Origin of the sequence: Streptomyces sp. SLBN-118, assembly GCF_006715635.1 — a bacterium.
Lineage (GTDB): Bacteria > Actinomycetota > Actinomycetes > Streptomycetales > Streptomycetaceae > Streptomyces.
Window position 1 is genome coordinate 720,300 of record NZ_VFNP01000002.1, and the last position, 16,746, is coordinate 737,045.

General features: G+C 69.2%; 12 protein-coding genes. All 12 read left to right on the forward strand.

Going from position 1 to position 16,746, the window contains the following annotated elements; translation table 11 throughout:
- Nucleotides 1-54 precede the first annotated feature (54 nt).
- From FBY35_RS21805 to FBY35_RS21860, 12 genes are read left to right on the forward strand one after another with little or no spacing between them, the layout of a single operon-like run.
- Complete coding sequence (locus FBY35_RS21805) at nt 55-1,905, forward strand: phage tail sheath C-terminal domain-containing protein (RefSeq protein WP_142215684.1); 1,851 nt, start codon at nt 55-57, stop codon at nt 1,903-1,905.
- Nucleotides 1,906-1,934: 29 nt separating this feature from the next.
- Entirely contained in the window at nt 1,935-2,459 is a 525-nt protein-coding gene (locus tag FBY35_RS21810; RefSeq protein ID WP_030352235.1) for a phage tail protein, read from the forward strand.
- Between the two features lie 29 nt (nt 2,460-2,488).
- Complete coding sequence (locus tag FBY35_RS21815; protein WP_142215685.1) at nt 2,489-3,235, forward strand: hypothetical protein; 747 nt, start codon at nt 2,489-2,491, stop codon at nt 3,233-3,235.
- On the forward strand, nt 3,228-3,947 hold the full coding sequence (locus FBY35_RS21820) for a hypothetical protein (RefSeq protein WP_142215686.1): 720 nt from the start codon (nt 3,228-3,230) through the stop codon (nt 3,945-3,947). The genes FBY35_RS21815 and FBY35_RS21820 overlap by 8 nt, the downstream gene beginning before the upstream one ends.
- A 4-nt stretch (nt 3,948-3,951) precedes the next feature.
- Nucleotides 3,952-4,806: a DUF4255 domain-containing protein gene (locus FBY35_RS21825; protein ID WP_142215687.1), complete on the forward strand. Its 855-nt coding sequence runs from the start codon at nt 3,952-3,954 to the stop codon at nt 4,804-4,806.
- Nucleotides 4,807-4,812: 6 nt separating this feature from the next.
- Entirely contained in the window at nt 4,813-6,966 is a 2,154-nt protein-coding gene (locus FBY35_RS21830) for an ATP-binding protein (protein ID WP_399208619.1), read from the forward strand.
- On the forward strand, nt 6,957-7,253 hold the full coding sequence (locus FBY35_RS21835; RefSeq protein ID WP_142215688.1) for a hypothetical protein: 297 nt from the start codon (nt 6,957-6,959) through the stop codon (nt 7,251-7,253). The genes FBY35_RS21830 and FBY35_RS21835 overlap by 10 nt, the downstream gene beginning before the upstream one ends.
- Entirely contained in the window at nt 7,250-13,747 is a 6,498-nt protein-coding gene (locus tag FBY35_RS21840; RefSeq protein ID WP_142215689.1) for a DUF4157 domain-containing protein, read from the forward strand. The genes FBY35_RS21835 and FBY35_RS21840 overlap by 4 nt, the downstream gene beginning before the upstream one ends.
- A gap of 12 nt (nt 13,748-13,759) precedes the next feature.
- Nucleotides 13,760-14,533 carry a hypothetical protein gene (locus tag FBY35_RS21845; protein WP_142215690.1) on the forward strand — a complete coding sequence of 258 codons (774 nt, stop codon included), beginning with the start codon at nt 13,760-13,762 and terminating at the stop codon, nt 14,531-14,533.
- Nucleotides 14,534-14,581: 48 nt separating this feature from the next.
- On the forward strand, nt 14,582-15,247 hold the full coding sequence (locus FBY35_RS21850; RefSeq protein ID WP_142215691.1) for a hypothetical protein: 666 nt from the start codon (nt 14,582-14,584) through the stop codon (nt 15,245-15,247).
- A gap of 3 nt (nt 15,248-15,250) precedes the next feature.
- Nucleotides 15,251-15,601, forward strand: coding sequence for a hypothetical protein (locus FBY35_RS21855; RefSeq protein ID WP_142215692.1), 351 nt, complete (start codon nt 15,251-15,253; stop codon nt 15,599-15,601).
- Nucleotides 15,594-16,733, forward strand: coding sequence for a hypothetical protein (locus FBY35_RS21860; RefSeq protein ID WP_142215693.1), 1,140 nt, complete (start codon nt 15,594-15,596; stop codon nt 16,731-16,733). The genes FBY35_RS21855 and FBY35_RS21860 overlap by 8 nt, the downstream gene beginning before the upstream one ends.
- Nucleotides 16,734-16,746: the final 13 nt, after the last annotated feature.

Consider the following 16,746-nt stretch of genomic DNA (forward strand, 5'->3'; position numbering starts at 1 on the left):
CACCTTCACCTCCCCTCCTCATCTCCTGTTGCGCGCGAAGGGAATGGAGGGGGAATGCCGACGCACATGGGCTATCCCGGCGTATACATCGAAGAACTTCCCAGCAGCATCCGTACCATCGCCTCCGTCACCACCTCGGTGACCGCGTTCGTGGGGCACACCCGCCGGGGTCCGCTCAATCAACCCGTGCGGATCACCAGCTTCGCCGACTTCGAGCGCCGCTTCGGTGGCCTCACCTCGCAGAGCGCTGTCAGCTACGCCGTGCACCAGTTCTTCGGGAACGGCGGCACGGTCGCGGTGATCGTCCGCGTGGCCAAGGCCGGCACCGGCGAGGAAGCCTGCGTCACGCTCAACTCCACCGAGGGGCACAGTGAGTGCCCCGTGCTCGAGGTGCACGCCAAGGAGCCCGGCGTCTGGGGCTCGGGCCTGCGGGTTGCCGTCGACCACGACACCCCGACCCCGGACAAGACCTTCAATCTGCACATCCTCGACGCGCGTGGCGGTGCCCGCGAGTCCTTCACCGGACTGTCGATGCAGGCCGGTCACGGCCGCTTCGTGGAGACGGTCGTGGGCGCCGGGTCCTCGCTGGTCCGGGTGAAGGCACTGGATGAGGACCGGCCCGACCCCTCCGGCACGGTCTCCAAGCCGTTCGCGGCCGAACTGCCCGACCTGAACGTCGAGTTGAAGGTCAAGATCGGCGATGTGGAGCGCGAGTTCACGCTCTACGAGCCCGACCACGACGGCGAGCCCCCGGCCGGTGTCACCGAGCTCGCCCTGCTCCTCGAGCGCAAGCTGCGCGCCCTGCCCGACGCCCCCGGCCGGCACACCTTCGCCGGAGCCGAGGTCACCGCCTTCGGCCGGCGTCTCCAGGTCGTCGCCGGGTCCGTCGACCCGGACGATGTGGTGCGCTTCGTCGGCGAGTGCGCCAACGACCTCGGTCTCGAAGCCTCGGTCAACCCACCGGTCTTCCCGCTCGATGGCGGCAAGGACGGAGACGCGCCCGGGCCCCGCGACCTCATCGGCAGCGAAGCCCGCAAGACCGGCGTACAGGCGCTGCGCGACGTGGACGACGTCAACCTCCTGGCTCTGCCGGAGCTTTCGGCGTACGAGTCCACCGACGACATGGTCACCGTGCTCTCCGCGGCCGAGCAGCTGTGCCGGGAGCGGCGGATCTTCCTGCTCGTCGACTCGCCGTCCACCTGGGGCAGCGTGGACGGCGCACGGGCCGGAATCAGCGCGTTCGACCCCGTACGCAGCAACCACGCCGGGCTGTACTTCCCGCATCTGCAGCTCAACGACCCGCTGACCGGGCGGCTGCGGTCCTTCCCGCCCTCGGGTGCCATCGCCGGTGTCATCGCCAGGACCGACGGCGAGCGCGGGGTGTGGAAGGCACCGGCCGGGACCGAGGCGCGGCTCGCCGGTGTGCGGTCCCTGTCGGTCAAGCTCACCGACCGGGAGAACGGGCTGCTCAATCCGCTGGGCATCAACTGCCTGCGCACCTTCCCCGTGGTGGGCCCGCTGGTGTGGGGCGCGCGCACGCTGGAGGGCGCCGACGCGCTCGACAGCGAGTGGAAGTACGTGCCGGTGCGCCGGCTCGCGCTGCATGTCGAGGAGAGCCTCCACCGCGGTCTGCAGTGGGTGGTCTTCGAGCCGAACAACGAGCAGCTGTGGCAGCAGATCCGGCTCAAGGCCTCCGCGTATCTCAACGACCTCTTCCGGCAGGGGGCGTTCAAGGGCGGCACGCCGCGCGAGGCGTACTTCGTCAAGTGCGACAAGGACACCACCACCGACGCCGACATCGACGCCGGAGTGGTCAATGTCGTGATCGGCATCGCGCCGGTCAAGCCCGCGGAGTTCGTGATCGTCAAGATCCAGCAGATGGCCGGGCAGTTCGACCTCTCGTAACCCAAGGAAACGGAACACGAAGGAAACCGATGGCTGAGTTCCAGATCAACGCCCATCGCTTCGACCCCTACAAGAATTTCAAGTTCCTGGTCCTTTGGGACGGTCGAACGGTCGCGGGCATCAGCAAGATCAGTCCCCTCAAGCGCACCACCGAGGTGGTCAAGCACCGCCACGGCGGTGACCCGAGCTCGCCGCGCAAGTCGCCCGGCCGCTCCGAGTTCGAGGGCGTCACGCTCGAGCGGGGGGTCACCCACGACCCGGAGTTCGACCGCTGGGCCAACAAGGTCTGGCAGGTCGGCGCCGGGCTCGGCTCCGAGGTCTCGCTGCGCGACTTCCGCAAGGACATCATCATCCAGGTCCTCAACGAGGCCGGGCAGGTGGCCGTCTCGCACAAGCTCTATCGGGCCTGGGTCAGTGAGTACCAGGTGCTCGGCGAGCTGGACGCCAACGCCAACGCCGTCGCCATCCAGAGCGTCAAGCTCGAGTGTGAGGGCTGGGAGCGGGACTACGAGGTGGAGGAGCCGGTCGAGCCTTCGTTCACCCATCCCGCCTGAACGACGTCTGTGCACCGGAGGACTGAGGGATGACGCCGACGGGGCCGGCCGAGCTGCTCGCCACCTGGGAGGCCGGGCTCGCGCAGCACGACTCGGGAAGGTCACTGCTGCTGCACCGGGCGGCCCGCCCGGGGACCGGCACCGAAGTGTTGCTGTCGATGCCGGTCGGCGAGCGGGAGGCGGATCTGTTCGCGCTGCGCCGGGCGTTGTTCGGGGAGCGCATGCAGGTGCGGGTCGAGTGTGCGGCCTGCGGCGAGGCCATGGAGTTCGACCTCGACGCGACCCTGTTCGGCGCCCGGACCAGGACACCGGACGGGCCGCTGCGGGTGGAGGACGGCGAGTGGGCGATCGAGTTCCGGCTGCCCACCGTCGCCGACCTCGCGGCGGCCGGCACAGCGCCGGATCAGGACGGTGCCCGTCGGCTGCTCATGGCACGCTGCACGGTTTCCGCCGTACGGGGCGGGGATGCGGTTGCGCCCGACCGGCTGGCCGCACTGCTGCCCGAGCGGGTGCAGCGACGCCTGGCGGAGCTGGCCGAGCAAGCCGACCCGCAGGCCGACGTGACGCTGAACGTCGCCTGCCCCGAGTGCGGTGAGGCCACACCTGCCGAGCTGGACATCACCTCCTATCTGTGGACCGAACTGGACACCTGGGCACGGGACTTGATGCTCGACGTCCATTTGCTCGCCACCGCCTACGGCTGGAGCGAGCCGGAGATTCTGGCGCTCAGCCCGCTGCGGCGTCGTTACTACCTGGAGCTGTGCGCAGATGCCTGACTACTTCGACCGGCTGCTCGCCCGGTACACACCGGTGCCCGCCGGCGGTGGGGCGCCACGGGTCCGGCCGCGGCTGCCCGGCCCGTTCGAACGGGTCGAGGCGCTGCGGAGCGGGCCACCGGACCCCGGCCAGCCGGCGGCGCTGATCCCGTCGGCGCCCCATCCTGCCTTCGGACCGGCTGAGTTGGTACGGCACGAGCGCGAGATTCGGACGGATCGCGAGACCGTCGTACGGACCGAGACCGCGGCCGTGCCGGGCGAGAGCGAGCGGCGGGCCGAGCAGGCCGTGCAGGCGCCGGGGCCGCTGCTGCGGCCTGCCGCGCCCGCGCCTGTGGCGCCGCGCCCGGCCACCGCGGATGTTCCGCGTGCGGGACGGCGCGGGGCGGCTTCACCCGTGGCCGACACGCCACGGACACCGACCGCTTCCGTGCCGCGGGCCACGGAAGCAGCCCCCCGGGCCGACGGTGCACCGGCCCGTCCGCGCGGCGCCGATACGGCCACGGCCCGTGGTGCGGCGCTCGCCGGAGTGGGGCGGCGCGCGCCGCGGCCCGCCGAACGCGTCGTCCACGTACAGATCGGCCGGCTGGAGGTGAGCGCGTCCCCGCCGCCCGGCGCGAGCCGCCCCTCCGGCGGCCGCCCCGAGCACACCGGACGGCGCGCGCCCGCGCTGACGCTGGACGACTATCTGTCACGCGGCGAGAAGAGGGACTGAGGTCATGAGCAACGCACTCGCCATCGCGACGGTCACCCAGGCACTGGCCCTGCTGATCGAGAGCAATCTGAGCCCCGAGATGGACATCGCGGTCAAGGTCGAGACCCGTAAACCGCCGGCCGAGCCGCCGACCGAGCCGACCATCAACGTCTTCCTGTACCAGGTCACACCGAACGCCTCGATGCGCCACACCGACCTGCCGACGCGCGCCTCGGACGGCACGCTTCTCAAGCGGCCCGCCGCCGCGCTGGATCTGCACTTTCTGATCAGTGCGTACGGGGAGGAGGCGGAGCTGGTCGGGCAGCGGCTGATCGGCTGCGTGGTGCGGACGCTGCATGAAATCCCGGTGCTGCCGCAGGAGTTGATCGACTTGGCGGCGGATCGGCCGTATCTGGCGGGCAGCGATCTGGCCGAGTCGCCGCAGAGGGTGCGGTTCACGCCCACGGTGATGGACATCGACGAGACGTCGAAGCTGTGGGGGATGCTCCACCAGACCCCGTACACGCTGTCGGTGGCCTACCAGGCTTCTCTGGTCCTGATCGAGGGCCGCGAGAGGCCGGTCCCGGCGAAGCCGGTTGAGCGGCGGACGGTCAAGGTGCTGCCCTTCGGGGCGCCGGGCGCGCCGGTGCCGCCGGGGCTGCCGGAGGCGGCGGGCGAGGTGGGCGTTCCCGAGCCGTCGCCGGACCCGCATCCGGAGCATGCGCCGGGTCCTGACACGGATCCCAAGGCGGCGGTGCCGGTGAGGAAGCGGACCGCGGCGAAGACGACGAAGGCTGCCGCGAGGCCCGTCGCGAAACGGACCGCGCCCGCTCGTGCCCGTAAAGGCAATGAAGCGGGCACGGACGGCAGGGAGAGCTGAGGCACGGTGCGCGACACGGGGGCGGGTGAGGACATGGGCACGATCGACGGGACGGCTGGGTCCACCACGGCGGACGGCCGTGCGCTGTTCGCGGCGGTACGGTCCGTGCTCACCCGTATCGACGCCCATGCCGCCCGGGCAACGGGACGGACCGGCGGCGGACAGGCCGCCGCAGCCAACGGCCCCGCAGGCGCCGACGTTCCGGGCACCGGTGACCACCGCGCACCCGCGGCGGATGAGCCCGGACGGCGGGGCAGCGACCCGGGCGCCGCAGCTCGTGTGCCGCGGAGCGAACTCGCAGCCGGAGGCACCAGTCCCACCGCCGCAGCCGGAGGCGAACCGGCCGCCCCCCGCGTGGCCGGGCCCGCCACGCTCGACTCGCTCGTCGCCTGTTTCGGGCTCAGCCCCTTCGAGCGCGATGTCGTGCTGCTTGCCGCCGCCGCGGAGCTCGACCCCACGACCGGTGGCAGGTGTGCCGCCGCCAGTTCGGACCCCGAGCGCCCCCACCCCACCTTTTCGCTCGCCCTCGCAGCGCTCGACGGCGCCCACTGGAGCGCCCTCACCCCCGTCGCCCCGCTGCGCCGCTGGCGGCTCGTCGAGCTGGACGACGAGACCCGGCTGACCACCTCCCGGCTGCGGCTCGACGAGCGCATCCTGCACTTCCTCGTCGGCTCGCCCTATCTGGACTCCCGGCTGCACGGACTGCTGCGGCGTGCGCCCGTACCGGATTCCCTGCCCGCCTCGTACGATCTGGCGGCGAGTCAGGTCGCCGCGGGCTGGGCGGGAGCGGGACCGCATGCGCCGCTGCGGGTCGAACTGGTCGGCGGCGATCTGCGGACCCGTGCCGACATCGCCGCGGCGGCGGCCCGCCGTTCGGGGCTCGGGCTGTACGGCATGGCCGCCGACGACATACCCACCGATCCGGCCGAGCGCGACCGGCTCGCGCGGCTGTGGCAGCGCGAGGCGATCATGCTGCCCGCCGCCCTGCTCGTCGAGGTCGGTGAGCTCGACCGCGACCAGGCCGCGGCGACGGACGCGTTCATCGAGAGCGCGGCTGTTCCGCTCGTCGTCTCCAGCCCCGATCCCCGGCAGACCGCGAGGCCGCGTGGTGAGCGCGTGACCGTGCCCCCGCTGGACACCGAGGAGCAACTGGGCGTGTGGGCCGACGCGTTCGCCGATGTGCCGGAGGTGAGCGAGGAGGATCTGCGGGACCTCGTCGAGCAGTTCTCGCTGCCGCCGCACCTGATCCGGTCCGCCGGCGCGGCCGTCGTACGGGATCTGCCCGGCGCCGACGAGCTGGACGCCACGGCTCTGGCCTGGCGGGCCGGGCTCACCGAGGCCCGGATGGGCATGGACGAGCTGGGCCGGCGGATCGAGCCGCAGGCCGCATGGGGCGATCTGGTGCTGGCCGAGCGGCAGTTGCGGATTCTGCGCGAGATCGTCGCGCATGTGCGTCAGCGCTCGACCGTGTACCAGGAGTGGGGTTTCGCCGAGACGCTGCGCCGCGGACTGGGCGTCACCGCGCTCTTCGCGGGCGGTTCGGGCACCGGAAAGACCCTGGCCGCCGAGGTCATGGCCAAGGAGCTGGGCCTGGACCTGTTCATCATCGACCTCTCGCAGGTCGTCAGCAAATACATCGGCGAGACGGAGAAGAACCTCCGCAGAGTCTTCGACGCGGCCGAACGCGGTGGCGCGCTGCTGCTGTTCGACGAGGCCGACGCCCTCTTCGGCAAGCGCAGCGAGGTCAAGGACAGCCATGACCGGTACGCCAACCTCGAAGTCAGCTATCTGCTGATGCGGATGGAGGCGTACCGGGGACTCGCGATCCTGACCACGAACATGAAGCAGGCCCTGGACACGGCGTTCATGCGCCGAATCCGCTTCGTCGTCGACTTCCCCTTCCCCGGTGAGAGCGAGCGCGCAGAGATCTGGCGGCGGGTTCTGCCGGCGCGGGCCCCGATGAAGGGCATCGATCCCGGGCAGCTCGCCCGGCTGACCGTTGCGGGCGGCTCGATCCGCAATATCGCGCTGTCGGGCGCTTTCCTCGCGGCGGAGGAGGGTGACCGGCTCCAGATGCGTCACATGCTGGAGGCGGCGCGTACCGAATACCTCAAGCTGGACCGCTCCTTGACACCCTCGGAGGTCCACGGATGGGTCTGAACGAGGCGCCGCGCCGTGCGGAGCGCGCGATCCGCGTGGACATCGGCGAGCTGGTGCTCGACGGATTCGAGCGGCTGGACCCCGACCGGGTGTCGTCCGCCTTCCAGGCGGAGCTGGCCCGGCTCGTACGGGAGCGGGGCGTGCCGCTGGCCGCCGACGGGGGCCGGGCCCTCGACGCCCTGTCCGGGCTGCCGCCACTGCCCGCGACCACTTCGCCGGCGCGGCTGGGCGAGGCGCTGGCGCGTGCCGTGCATGCGGGACTCTCGGGGCGGGGTGAGCCGCGATGAGTACGTCACACGCCCAGGACACGCAGTCGGCCCAGGCCGAACGGCGGCGCAAGCGCAAGGAGCGCGCCAAGTCCCGTACTCCGGAGCCGAAGAACATCGTCAGCGGCGCCGGGCAGCCGCTCGACCTGAGCGTACGGCGGGAGCTGGAGGAGCAGCTCGGCCACGACTTCAGCCGGGTGCGCCTGCACACCGACCGGGACGCGGGCACGCTCACCGAACTGCTGGGCGCGGATGCCGTCGCGGTCGGCCAGGACATCTTCTTCCGGGAAGGCACCTACCGCCCAGGCACGGCGGAAGGGCAGCGGCTGCTCGCCCATGAGCTGCTGCACACGGTGCAGAACCCGGACGGTCTGGGGGCGCTGCGCGCGGGCCGCGACCTGGGTGCGGTGAGTCTGCCGCACCAGTCGATGGAGCGCGAGGCCGAGTCGGCGGCCCAGACTGTCGTACGGGGCGAGGAGCAGGCCCCCGAGGTGGAGCCGGAGCAGTCGACGCCCGGCTGGCTGCGGTACGCCACGGTCGACGCCGACCGGTCCCGGATGGAACAGCTGGATCCCGCCACGCTGGTGGACCGTCTCGCGAACGGCGTGCTGCGCTCCCTGCGCGGCGACCCGGCGGATCTCTCGGGACGCGTACGCCTCCAACTCGCCCGCATGTCACCGCAGTTGCAGGACTCGGTGCTGGACCGGCTGGAAGTGCGGCTGCTCTCCAACGAGTACGACCGGCTCCTCGGCCTCGCCGAGGAGTCCGAGACCGGGCCCGTCGACCTCCAGCCCGCCGAGGTGCCCCAGCCGGAGACCGACCTCTTCGAGCTCCTGGGTGTTGAGCGCACCCAGTGGAAGCGCCAGGAAGAAGGCGGCCGGGGCGCGAAGGACAAGCAGGCCGAGGACTCCCGCGAGGAGCAGAAGGACGCCAGGGCGCGTGACGAGAAGCGCGGCAGCGACCGGAGCAGGGCGCAGTCGGACGCCGCGACCGAGAAGGACGAGGCCGCCCGGCGCACGGAGCAGGAGGACGAGCGCGCCCAGTCCCGGCAGCAGGCGGCGCAAGAACAGCAGCAGGAAGAGGAGAAGCAGGGCCAGGACCGTCAGCGGGTCGACGAGGCCGCGGACGAGCGCGCCCAGGGCCAGGCGGTCGGCGCCGAACAGGCCAAGGAGAAGCGCAAGGAACAGCGGGACCGGGAGGAGCAGGACCCGGAGCAGGCGAACGCGCCGGGCGCCGACAAGCGCAAGCGCAAGGACGACGCGAAGAAGCCCGCGGACGGCTCGAAGCAGGAGAACCTCGACCCGAAGGCGAAGGGGCAGCCCGGTCCCGTACGCCCGGAGAAGGTGGACGAGCGGGCGGAGCAACGGGACAGCGCGCTGTCCGAGCACGGCCTGCACGAGAAGGACGAGGACGAAGGCGAGCCGCGCGAGGAGGAGAAGCCGCTCGGTCTTGAGGCGGGCGCGGACGGGGAGATCGGCGGCGACGAGGGCGGCCGGGCCAAGGGCGGCGGCGCGGCCGAGCCCGAGCTCAAGCCGGAGGACTATCTGCCGGACACCGATCTCGATGTCTCGTCGGTTCCCACCGCCGACAACCCCACGGCCACGATCCCCACCTTTCCCACTCCCCCGCCGACGAAGGCCGAACAGGTCCAGCAGCAGCGGGAGAACGACGCGGAGGAGGAAGAGGACGAGGACGCCCCGGAGACGGAAGCCAAGCCGCCGGGTGCCGAGATGGGTCCCGTCGAGGGCGAGGCTCCGCAGCCGGAGGGCGGACCCGCGGCCGAGGCCGGGGACCGGAGCGAGAAGGACCTCCAGCCGGAGAAGCCGGTGGACCAGGAGGTCGGACCCGATCCGGAGACCGAGGGCAGGCAGGAACCCGAACCCGAGGCGGAGAAGCAGGACCCGGAACAGCAGCAGAACGAGCAGCAGGCGGAGGGCGGCGACGGCGAACGCGACGGCGAGGAACAGCCCGACGCCAAGAGCGCCGAGGACCAGCGCGAGGAGCGCAAGGAACAGGAGCAGCAGTCCGCCACGGCCCGTCGAGGGGGGACCGGCGCATCCTCCGCCGAGCCGGACGTGAGCAGTGCTGCCAGTACGGCGGCCGCCGCGACCCCGCCCGCAGGTGCGCACACCGAGCGGACGTCCCCCGAGGACCGCAGGCCGTCCCCTGCCGCTCGCAGGGTCGCGGACTCGGCCAAGGGCGACCACGAGGCGTCGGCCCCCAAGAGCGCGGTATCGAAGGAAAGCGGACCGGGAGCGGCGCCGAGCGGTGTGGTCGGCGGAAGCAGCACGGCGGGCCCGAGCGCGGCCACCGGACCCGGCGGGGCACCGTCGGCGGCGCAGGCCGCTGTCAGTCCGGCGGCCGAACAGGCGGAAAGCCCCGGGAAGTTCGGTGCTCCCGCGCCGGAGGGCACCAAGGCCCAGCCCGAGGCGTCGCTGGAGAAGGACGGCGGCGGCTGCGCCCCGCCGGAGCCCGCGGCGGAGAAGGAAGAGGGCGGCGGCAGTTGCGGTGGTGGCGGCGGTGGGGCCGCTCCCGAGGAGAAGCAGGAGGAGCCGCCGGACGTCTCGGGCCAGGACCCGAAGGCCGCCATCGGTACGGTCAGCAAGCTCGCGCCGGACCAGGCCGCGGCCGCCATGCCCGGAGTGGACGCCGCCGCGGACAAGAAGATCGGCGAAGAGCAGCAGCGGCTCGACGTCAACCCGCCGAAGCGGGAGCGACCTTCGGGTGCCCCGCGCACCCAGTCCGGCCCGCCCGAGGCGGCCCCACCCGCCGCCCAGGTGACCGGCAAGGTCGAGAAGCTCGGGCCCGAGGACCGGGTCGAGAAGCAGAAGGCCAAGGGCAGCGAGAAGGCGGAGGGCGCGAAGCCCACCGACAACACGCCACCGCCGCCGGCCCCCGTGGCGGACAAGCTGACCGCCGAAGAGGCGAAGAACGTCGATGCCGCGGCCGACGCGGTCCCGACCGTCGACCCGGAACTGCAGAACAAGACGGTTGGCCCCGCCCCCAAGATCAGGCTTGAGGGCGAGAGCGACCCCAAGCGCACGGACGACCAGGCCAAGGCGCTCAAGGAGAAGCAGTCCGACATCCAGAGCACCGGCCGCGAGGACGCGGCCAAGCCGATGGGTGAGGACCAGATCTTCCCCGACGCGCCCCAGGAGCAGTTGGTCGGCCAGGCCACGGGCGGTCGGCGACGGGGCGGCGGAGGCGGCCTGAAGGCCGGGTCCGCGCCCAAGCCCGGCGTCGGAGCGGTCGCCAAGCAGGAGCGCGGCAGCGAGATCCAGGGGGCCGCGGGCCAGGCCCAGGGCGACCTGGTCGCCAAGGAGAAGGAACAGCAGCAGGGCGAACAGCAGGCCAAGCAGGAGAAGCAGACCGAGATCGACCGCGAGGTCGCCCAGAACGCGGAGAAGCAGACGGCCGAGCGCGGCCGTGCGGCAGACGATGCCCAGCGCGAGCGCGAGAGCTGGCGCACCGAGCAGGACCGGAAGATCGAGGACGCGGACAAGAAGTCCGAGAAGGAACACACCGAGAAGAACAAGGAAATCGTCAAGGCCCGCGACGACAAGGACAAGGAGGTCAGCGACCGCAAGGACAAGGACAACGCGCAGATCGACACGGAGCGCGAGAAGGCGGAGAAGGAGGCCGAGAAGAAAAAGGAGGAGGAGAAGCCTTCCGGAGGCTTCTTCGGCTGGGTCGCCGACAAGGTCAAGAGCGCCTTCAACGCCATTCTCGACGCGGTCACCAAAGTCTTCGACGCGGCGCGCAAGCTCGTCAACGGCATCATCGACACGTTCAAGGAATGGGCCAACAAGGCCATCGACTTCGTACGTGACCTCGCCATCAAGGCGATCAATGTCCTGGCGGACGCGCTGATCGCCATCGGGGACGTGCTGCTCGCGGCCTTCCCGGAGCTACGGGACAAGTTCCGCAAGGCGATCGAGGGCCTGCGCGACAAGGCGATCGCGGCGGTCAACGCGCTGGCGGACGGCCTGAAGAAGGCGGTCAACGCGCTGCTCGACGCGCTGGCGGCGGGCCTGAACGCGCTTCTCGACGTACTTGAGGCAGGCATCAAGGCCGTCATCAAGATCTACCAGGCGGTCATCCTCGGCGCGATCAAGTTCGCCCAGGCAGCGATCGAGGCGCTCGGCAAGTTCGCGGCGCTGGTGGCGGACATCGCCCCGGACCCGGGCGGCTGGATCAGCAAGGCGGGCAGCTCAGCGAAGGCGGGCATCACCGATCACCTCTGGGGCGCCATCAAGACAGGCGTCAAGCGGTGGTTCGACACCAAGGTCGAAGGCATCCTCGGCCTGGGCAAGGCCGTGATCAACGTCCTGGTGAAGGGCTGCGTCTCGATCAAGCAGATCGGGAAGATGGCGTGGGACGCGATCATCGCATCGCTGCCGATGATGATCGCTTCGCTCGTGATCGAGAAGGTCGTCTCGATGATCGTCCCCGCGGCGGGCGCGATCCTCACGATCGTCCAGGGCCTGATGGCGGCCTGGCAGAGCATCAGCTCGATCCTGAGCGCCTTCAGCAAGTTCTGGGCGTACTTGAAGGCCGTCAAGGCGGGTCCAGCGGCGTGCCTGTTCGCGGAGGCGGTCGCAGCAGGGATCGTCGCCCTGCTCGACTTCATCGCCAACTTCCTGATGATCCGCCTGTCCTCGGCGACGAAGGGCGTCGGCAAGCGTCTCAAGGCGATGGCCGAGAAGATCATGAAGGGCCTGAAGAAGACGGGCAAGGGCGCGAAGGAGGCGGCGGGCAACGCGGTGAACAAGGCGCGGGGCGCGGTGCGCAACGCGGTGGAGTCCTTGAAGAAGCCGGCGGGCCCGAGCAAACCGAAGGGACCGCGGGTCCCGAAGAACCGCTCGACGCCGACGGACCGCGGTCCGGGACGCGGTACCCCGAAGGACACTGCGCACGACCGACCGACGAGCAAGACCCCGGACAAGGAGCGGGAGCACCGGCGGGAGGAGGCGGAGGCGAAACGCGACCAACAGAAGCCGGACGCGACGCCGAGCAAGGCGTCGGACCAGAGGCCCGACGTCAGGAAGGACAAGTCTCCTGACACCGCGCCCAAAAAGAGGAAAGAAACCGAGGCCCCCAAGCGTCAGAAGCCGCGCAAGCCGAAGTCGCCGCTGGGCAAAGCTCTGCAGAAGATCAAGGGCAAGGTCAAGTCCGCCCTCAAGAAGATCCGCAACGCCGGTAAGACCCTCGGCAAGAAGCTCAGCAAGAGCAAAGTGGGTAAGTCGCTCAAGAACAGCGGCAAGAAGATGCGCGACTTCTTCAAGAAGAAGCGCGACCGCATGCGCGACGACAAGAAGCAGCGCATTGACCAGAAGAAGCAACGGCTCGACAACCGGAAGAAGAAGGAGAATTCAAAGGACCTCAAGTACGCCCGCCTTCAGAAGATCGTGGCCCGCATACGGCCCCAAATCAACGCCATGCTCAGCAAGGGCATACCGGAAAGGGTACTCAACGCCGCACTCCGCGCCCTCAAGACTTGGCACCGCTTGTCGGGACTTACCGCCGCAGGGAACGACAACTTCGATGTCATCGCCTCCCTGAACCCGCAGGCCGAGGTAACAGAGGGCGAATTTGACCTATTCGAACTGGGCCCCGAGGACGAAGTGACAAATGAAATCAAGAGGAGGATCACAGCGGCCTTCAGGGCGAAGGAGCCATCGACTCTCGGGCATGTGATGGACGTATGCGACGACATCGCAGAAGACATCCTCGGCAAGCGGATCACGGAACGAAACAGCAGCAATAGCTCTTCCCGTGTCGCACAGAACAAAAATAGCAGCAAGGGTAATTCGGGAGCAAACAAGACCGACAAGGGGAAGCTCGAGTGGGAGCCGAGCGAACCCATCCTGAGAAGGACCCCAGCCAGGCTCTTCCCAGACCGCGTAGCCCTGTTCTTCGAGCGTCCCACACGCAGCAAGCAAGACATCCCACGTATCGCGCTCGCAGAATTCCGCCAGTTCAAGCAATATCACAAGGTAGGTGAGCGCGGCGATCAGGAAGAATTCATGGACGACTACGGCAATCGGTACGTGAAGGCCCAAGGGGGCGGCTACGTTCCGCGCTTCGTGGAGCGGAACCTCAACAAGGATGACAATCCGAAGGAGAAGAGCCGAGGCATCCGGGCATCCGATCCAAGCGCCCCCTCCGGACCGGAGCAAATCGCCGAACACGTCCAAGGACCTAAGGGTGGGAAGAAGAAGGGAGCAAAGCGGCGCTCGCCATTCATTTCCACCACAAAGAACGCAGCCCAGGATCTCACAAATGCTAAGGGCGAAAACCTGGGCGGAGAACACGGGCGGGCAGAAATCGATCTCCTTGAAGTCTCGCCCAGTCAAATCTTCGACTTGACCCGTGCGAGCAATCACAAGGCGTATGGCCTGTCCGAACCGAGTACACCCAGGCAGAAGCAGGCACTTCAGGACGTGATACGCACTCAAGAAGTGTTGGTGCTGGACCCCATCCCGGCAGCTGCCATAGTCAAGGTGCACCGATAAGGAGGATGACTGATGATGTTTGACTCCTACCACTGGCAAGAGGCTCTGATCGATGATGCCGAACTTGCCAGTGCCCGTTCCCGGCTGGCGTCCGGTGAGGGAGAAGGGACCGACTTCCTTGCACTTCTCCGGAGTGACTGCTCCGTCGCTGTCGGAGTGGCGCTCGACCACTACCACCACGCCGAGACCATGACGCGATTCGGCGACAACAACCCCTTCGATCCATATAGCGATGAAGTCCTGGAAAGGGCTCGATCCATCCTCAAGAGTCCCACCGTCCTGAAAAGCGAAACGGGAGCATACGAAGACGGAGCAAACCATTCCAGCGCCCTGCTCGTCATGACGATCCTGGTGGATCCCGATGCCCCTGAAGACCGCCAGGCCATCACGTCAGCCCTCCAAAAGGCATCCACTCGTGTCTCACTCGAGGCCGCGGCCGAAGCCGCAGGCGTGATTCTCTCCGATGCAAGCTCGCTCGATCAGGATCTTCTGAATGCTCTTGCCGATATCATCCTTGATGAATCCAGGGATGTGTGGGACCGCGTGCGCGGCATTGTCGCGCTCGGAAATGTGACGGACCGACGGGCCGGGGATGTGCTCGCCAAAGCCGCGCGACAGAAGAACCCAAAGATCCAGCTTGAGGCGGCGATCATCCTCTCCAGCCGCCATATGTCCACTCACCGCACGGCAATCGAGGAGATCACCTCTTCCTGGCCGGAGGATGCGGATTACCCGCAATCCCTCGTCCTTGATGCTCTACGGGCCGCGAACACTGACGGGCCGTGAGAAACACAGAGTCATGACCTGGTTGGCACTGAGCAACAGAGGAATCCTGTGACCCGCTACGCAGACATACCCAAGCCCATCCGCTCCGGCATCGTCGTCGTCGACCCCGAGCGCGGAACCCCTCAGCGCATCATCGTCCTCCAGTTCAACCCCGACACCCTCGAACGCTCCCTCGCCCCCCAGGCCGCCGGCGGCTCCGGTGACGCCGGTGGAGGAGGGAGCGGAGGGGATCGCAACGAGGCCCTCCGGCTCAAGGGGCCCGCCGAGGAGAGTTGGAAGTTCACCGCGGAGATCGATGCCACCGATCAGTTCGAGGTCGCCGCGCCCGACGGGATCCATCCGCAGCTCGCGACGCTGGAGATGCTCGTGCATCCCACCAGCGCACAGCTGCGCGAAGCCTCCCGCCGGACCCAGAAGGGCACCATCGAGATCAGCCCGATCGAGATGCCGCTGACCCTCTTCACCTGGGGGAGCAAGCGCGTCATGCCGGTGCGGCTCACCGAACTGTCCATCAATGAGTCGGCGTTCGACGTCAATCTCAATCCGATCAGGGCGAGCCTCGGCATCGGCTTGAAGGTGCTCAGCGTGAGCGATCTGCCCGCCGGGCACCGCGGGGCCGACCTGTATCTCGCACATCTGGCGCAGAAGGAACGGCTTGCCGCCGCCGCGCGCGGCGGACGGCTGGCCGAACTCGGTCTGGGACGGGGGCTGTAGCACGTGATCGATCCATATGAGAGTGCGCTGGACGCGATCCCCGGGGCACATCCGTACCCGCGCACCAGCCGGTACCACGATGCCGAGATCGGCGTACACCGCCTCCCCGACGGGACCGAAGTGCGCTACACGAAGCGGCGGTTGCTGCCCCCGCTCAGCCAGGCCGCCGACGAGACCGCCCCGCACACCGTCAGCAGCGGCGAGCGCCCCGATCATCTCGGGCAGCGCTACTTCGGCGACCCCGGGCAGTGGTGGCAGATCGCGGACGCCAATCCCGTACTGGACCCGCAGGAGCTGACCGCCGAGCCGGGCCGGACGATCGAGATTCCTCTGCCGGGTGGGTTCCATGGCTGACGAGCCCATCGGGGCCGGGCCCGTCCATCTCACCCTGCACATGGGGCCCAAGCTCACCCGCCCGGTGCCTGCCGAGGTGGCCGAGGCTCTGCTGTCCGCGCAGATCACCATGACCGCCGGGGAACGGAGCGGGTTCCAGCTCGCCTTCGATATGACCAAGCGGGGGCTGATCACACAGCGGCTGCTGCCCGAGGGGTACTTCGATCCGAAGACCAGGGTGATCGTCACGACGTCCGTGAAGGGGACGCCGACGGTGATCCTGGACGGGCTGATCGTGCGGCAGGAAGTGGGCGCCAGCAATCAGCCGGGACAGACCACGCTCACCGTCACGGGTGAGGATCTGACCCTGCTGATGGATCTGGAGGAACGGACGGACCGGTATCCGAACCTCGGCCCGGCCCAGCGCGTCGAGCGGATTCTGCGGCGGTACGCGGACTACGGAATCGATCCCTGGATCATCCGCGAGCAGATCCATCAGCCGCCTCGCGAGCAGCTGCGGGTCGACTACCAGACGGGCACGGATCTGCACTATCTGAACGAGCTGGCCCGCGCCAACGGGTACACCTTCTATCTGGAGCCGGGGCCGGGCATCGGCCGGTCCATCGCCTTCTGGGGTCCCGAGCAGCGGGTGGGGCAGCGCCAGCACGCGCTGAACGTGAACATGGACAACAACTCCACCGTCGACCAGCTGACGTTCGCCTACGACGGCACGGCCAGGGAGGAGCCCCAGGCCCGCGTCCAGGACCCGCGCACCCGCGATGTCCGGCTGCTCGCGCAGCCCGACATCAGCCCGCTGCGGCCGCCTCTCGGCCTCCGCGCCTCCCCCGCCCTCAAGCGCAAGACCCTGTCCGGTACGGCGAAGAAGGAGCCCGGGCAGGCGGAGGCCGAGACCCTCGCCAGGGCCGCGACGTCCGCGGACGCGATTTCCGGGTCCGGGTCGCTGGATGTCAACCGGCACGGATATGTCCTGCGGCCACGGGAGTTGGTGGGCGTTCGCGGCTCGGGCGTGACGTACGACGGCGACTACTACGTCAAGAGCGTGACGCACAACCTCAGGCCCGGCTCGTACCAGCAGAACTTCACGCTCTCCCGCGAGGGCCTCATCGCCCGCAGCAGGACAGTGCGCCCGTAAAGACGCGTCCCAA

Coding starts and splice junctions, on each gene's coding strand:
- FBY35_RS21835 (WP_142215688.1), top strand. CDS start 6,957: ATGGGTCTGAACGAGGCGCCGCGCCGTGCGGAGCGCGCGATCCGCGTG.
- FBY35_RS21860 (WP_142215693.1), top strand. CDS start 15,594: ATGGCTGACGAGCCCATCGGGGCCGGGCCCGTCCATCTCACCCTGCAC.
- FBY35_RS21815 (WP_142215685.1), top strand. CDS start 2,489: ATGACGCCGACGGGGCCGGCCGAGCTGCTCGCCACCTGGGAGGCCGGG.
- FBY35_RS21820 (WP_142215686.1), top strand. CDS start 3,228: ATGCCTGACTACTTCGACCGGCTGCTCGCCCGGTACACACCGGTGCCC.
- FBY35_RS21810 (WP_030352235.1), top strand. CDS start 1,935: ATGGCTGAGTTCCAGATCAACGCCCATCGCTTCGACCCCTACAAGAAT.
- FBY35_RS21805 (WP_142215684.1), top strand. CDS start 55: ATGCCGACGCACATGGGCTATCCCGGCGTATACATCGAAGAACTTCCC.
- FBY35_RS21845 (WP_142215690.1), top strand. CDS start 13,760: ATGATGTTTGACTCCTACCACTGGCAAGAGGCTCTGATCGATGATGCC.
- FBY35_RS21825 (WP_142215687.1), top strand. CDS start 3,952: ATGAGCAACGCACTCGCCATCGCGACGGTCACCCAGGCACTGGCCCTG.
- FBY35_RS21840 (WP_142215689.1), top strand. CDS start 7,250: ATGAGTACGTCACACGCCCAGGACACGCAGTCGGCCCAGGCCGAACGG.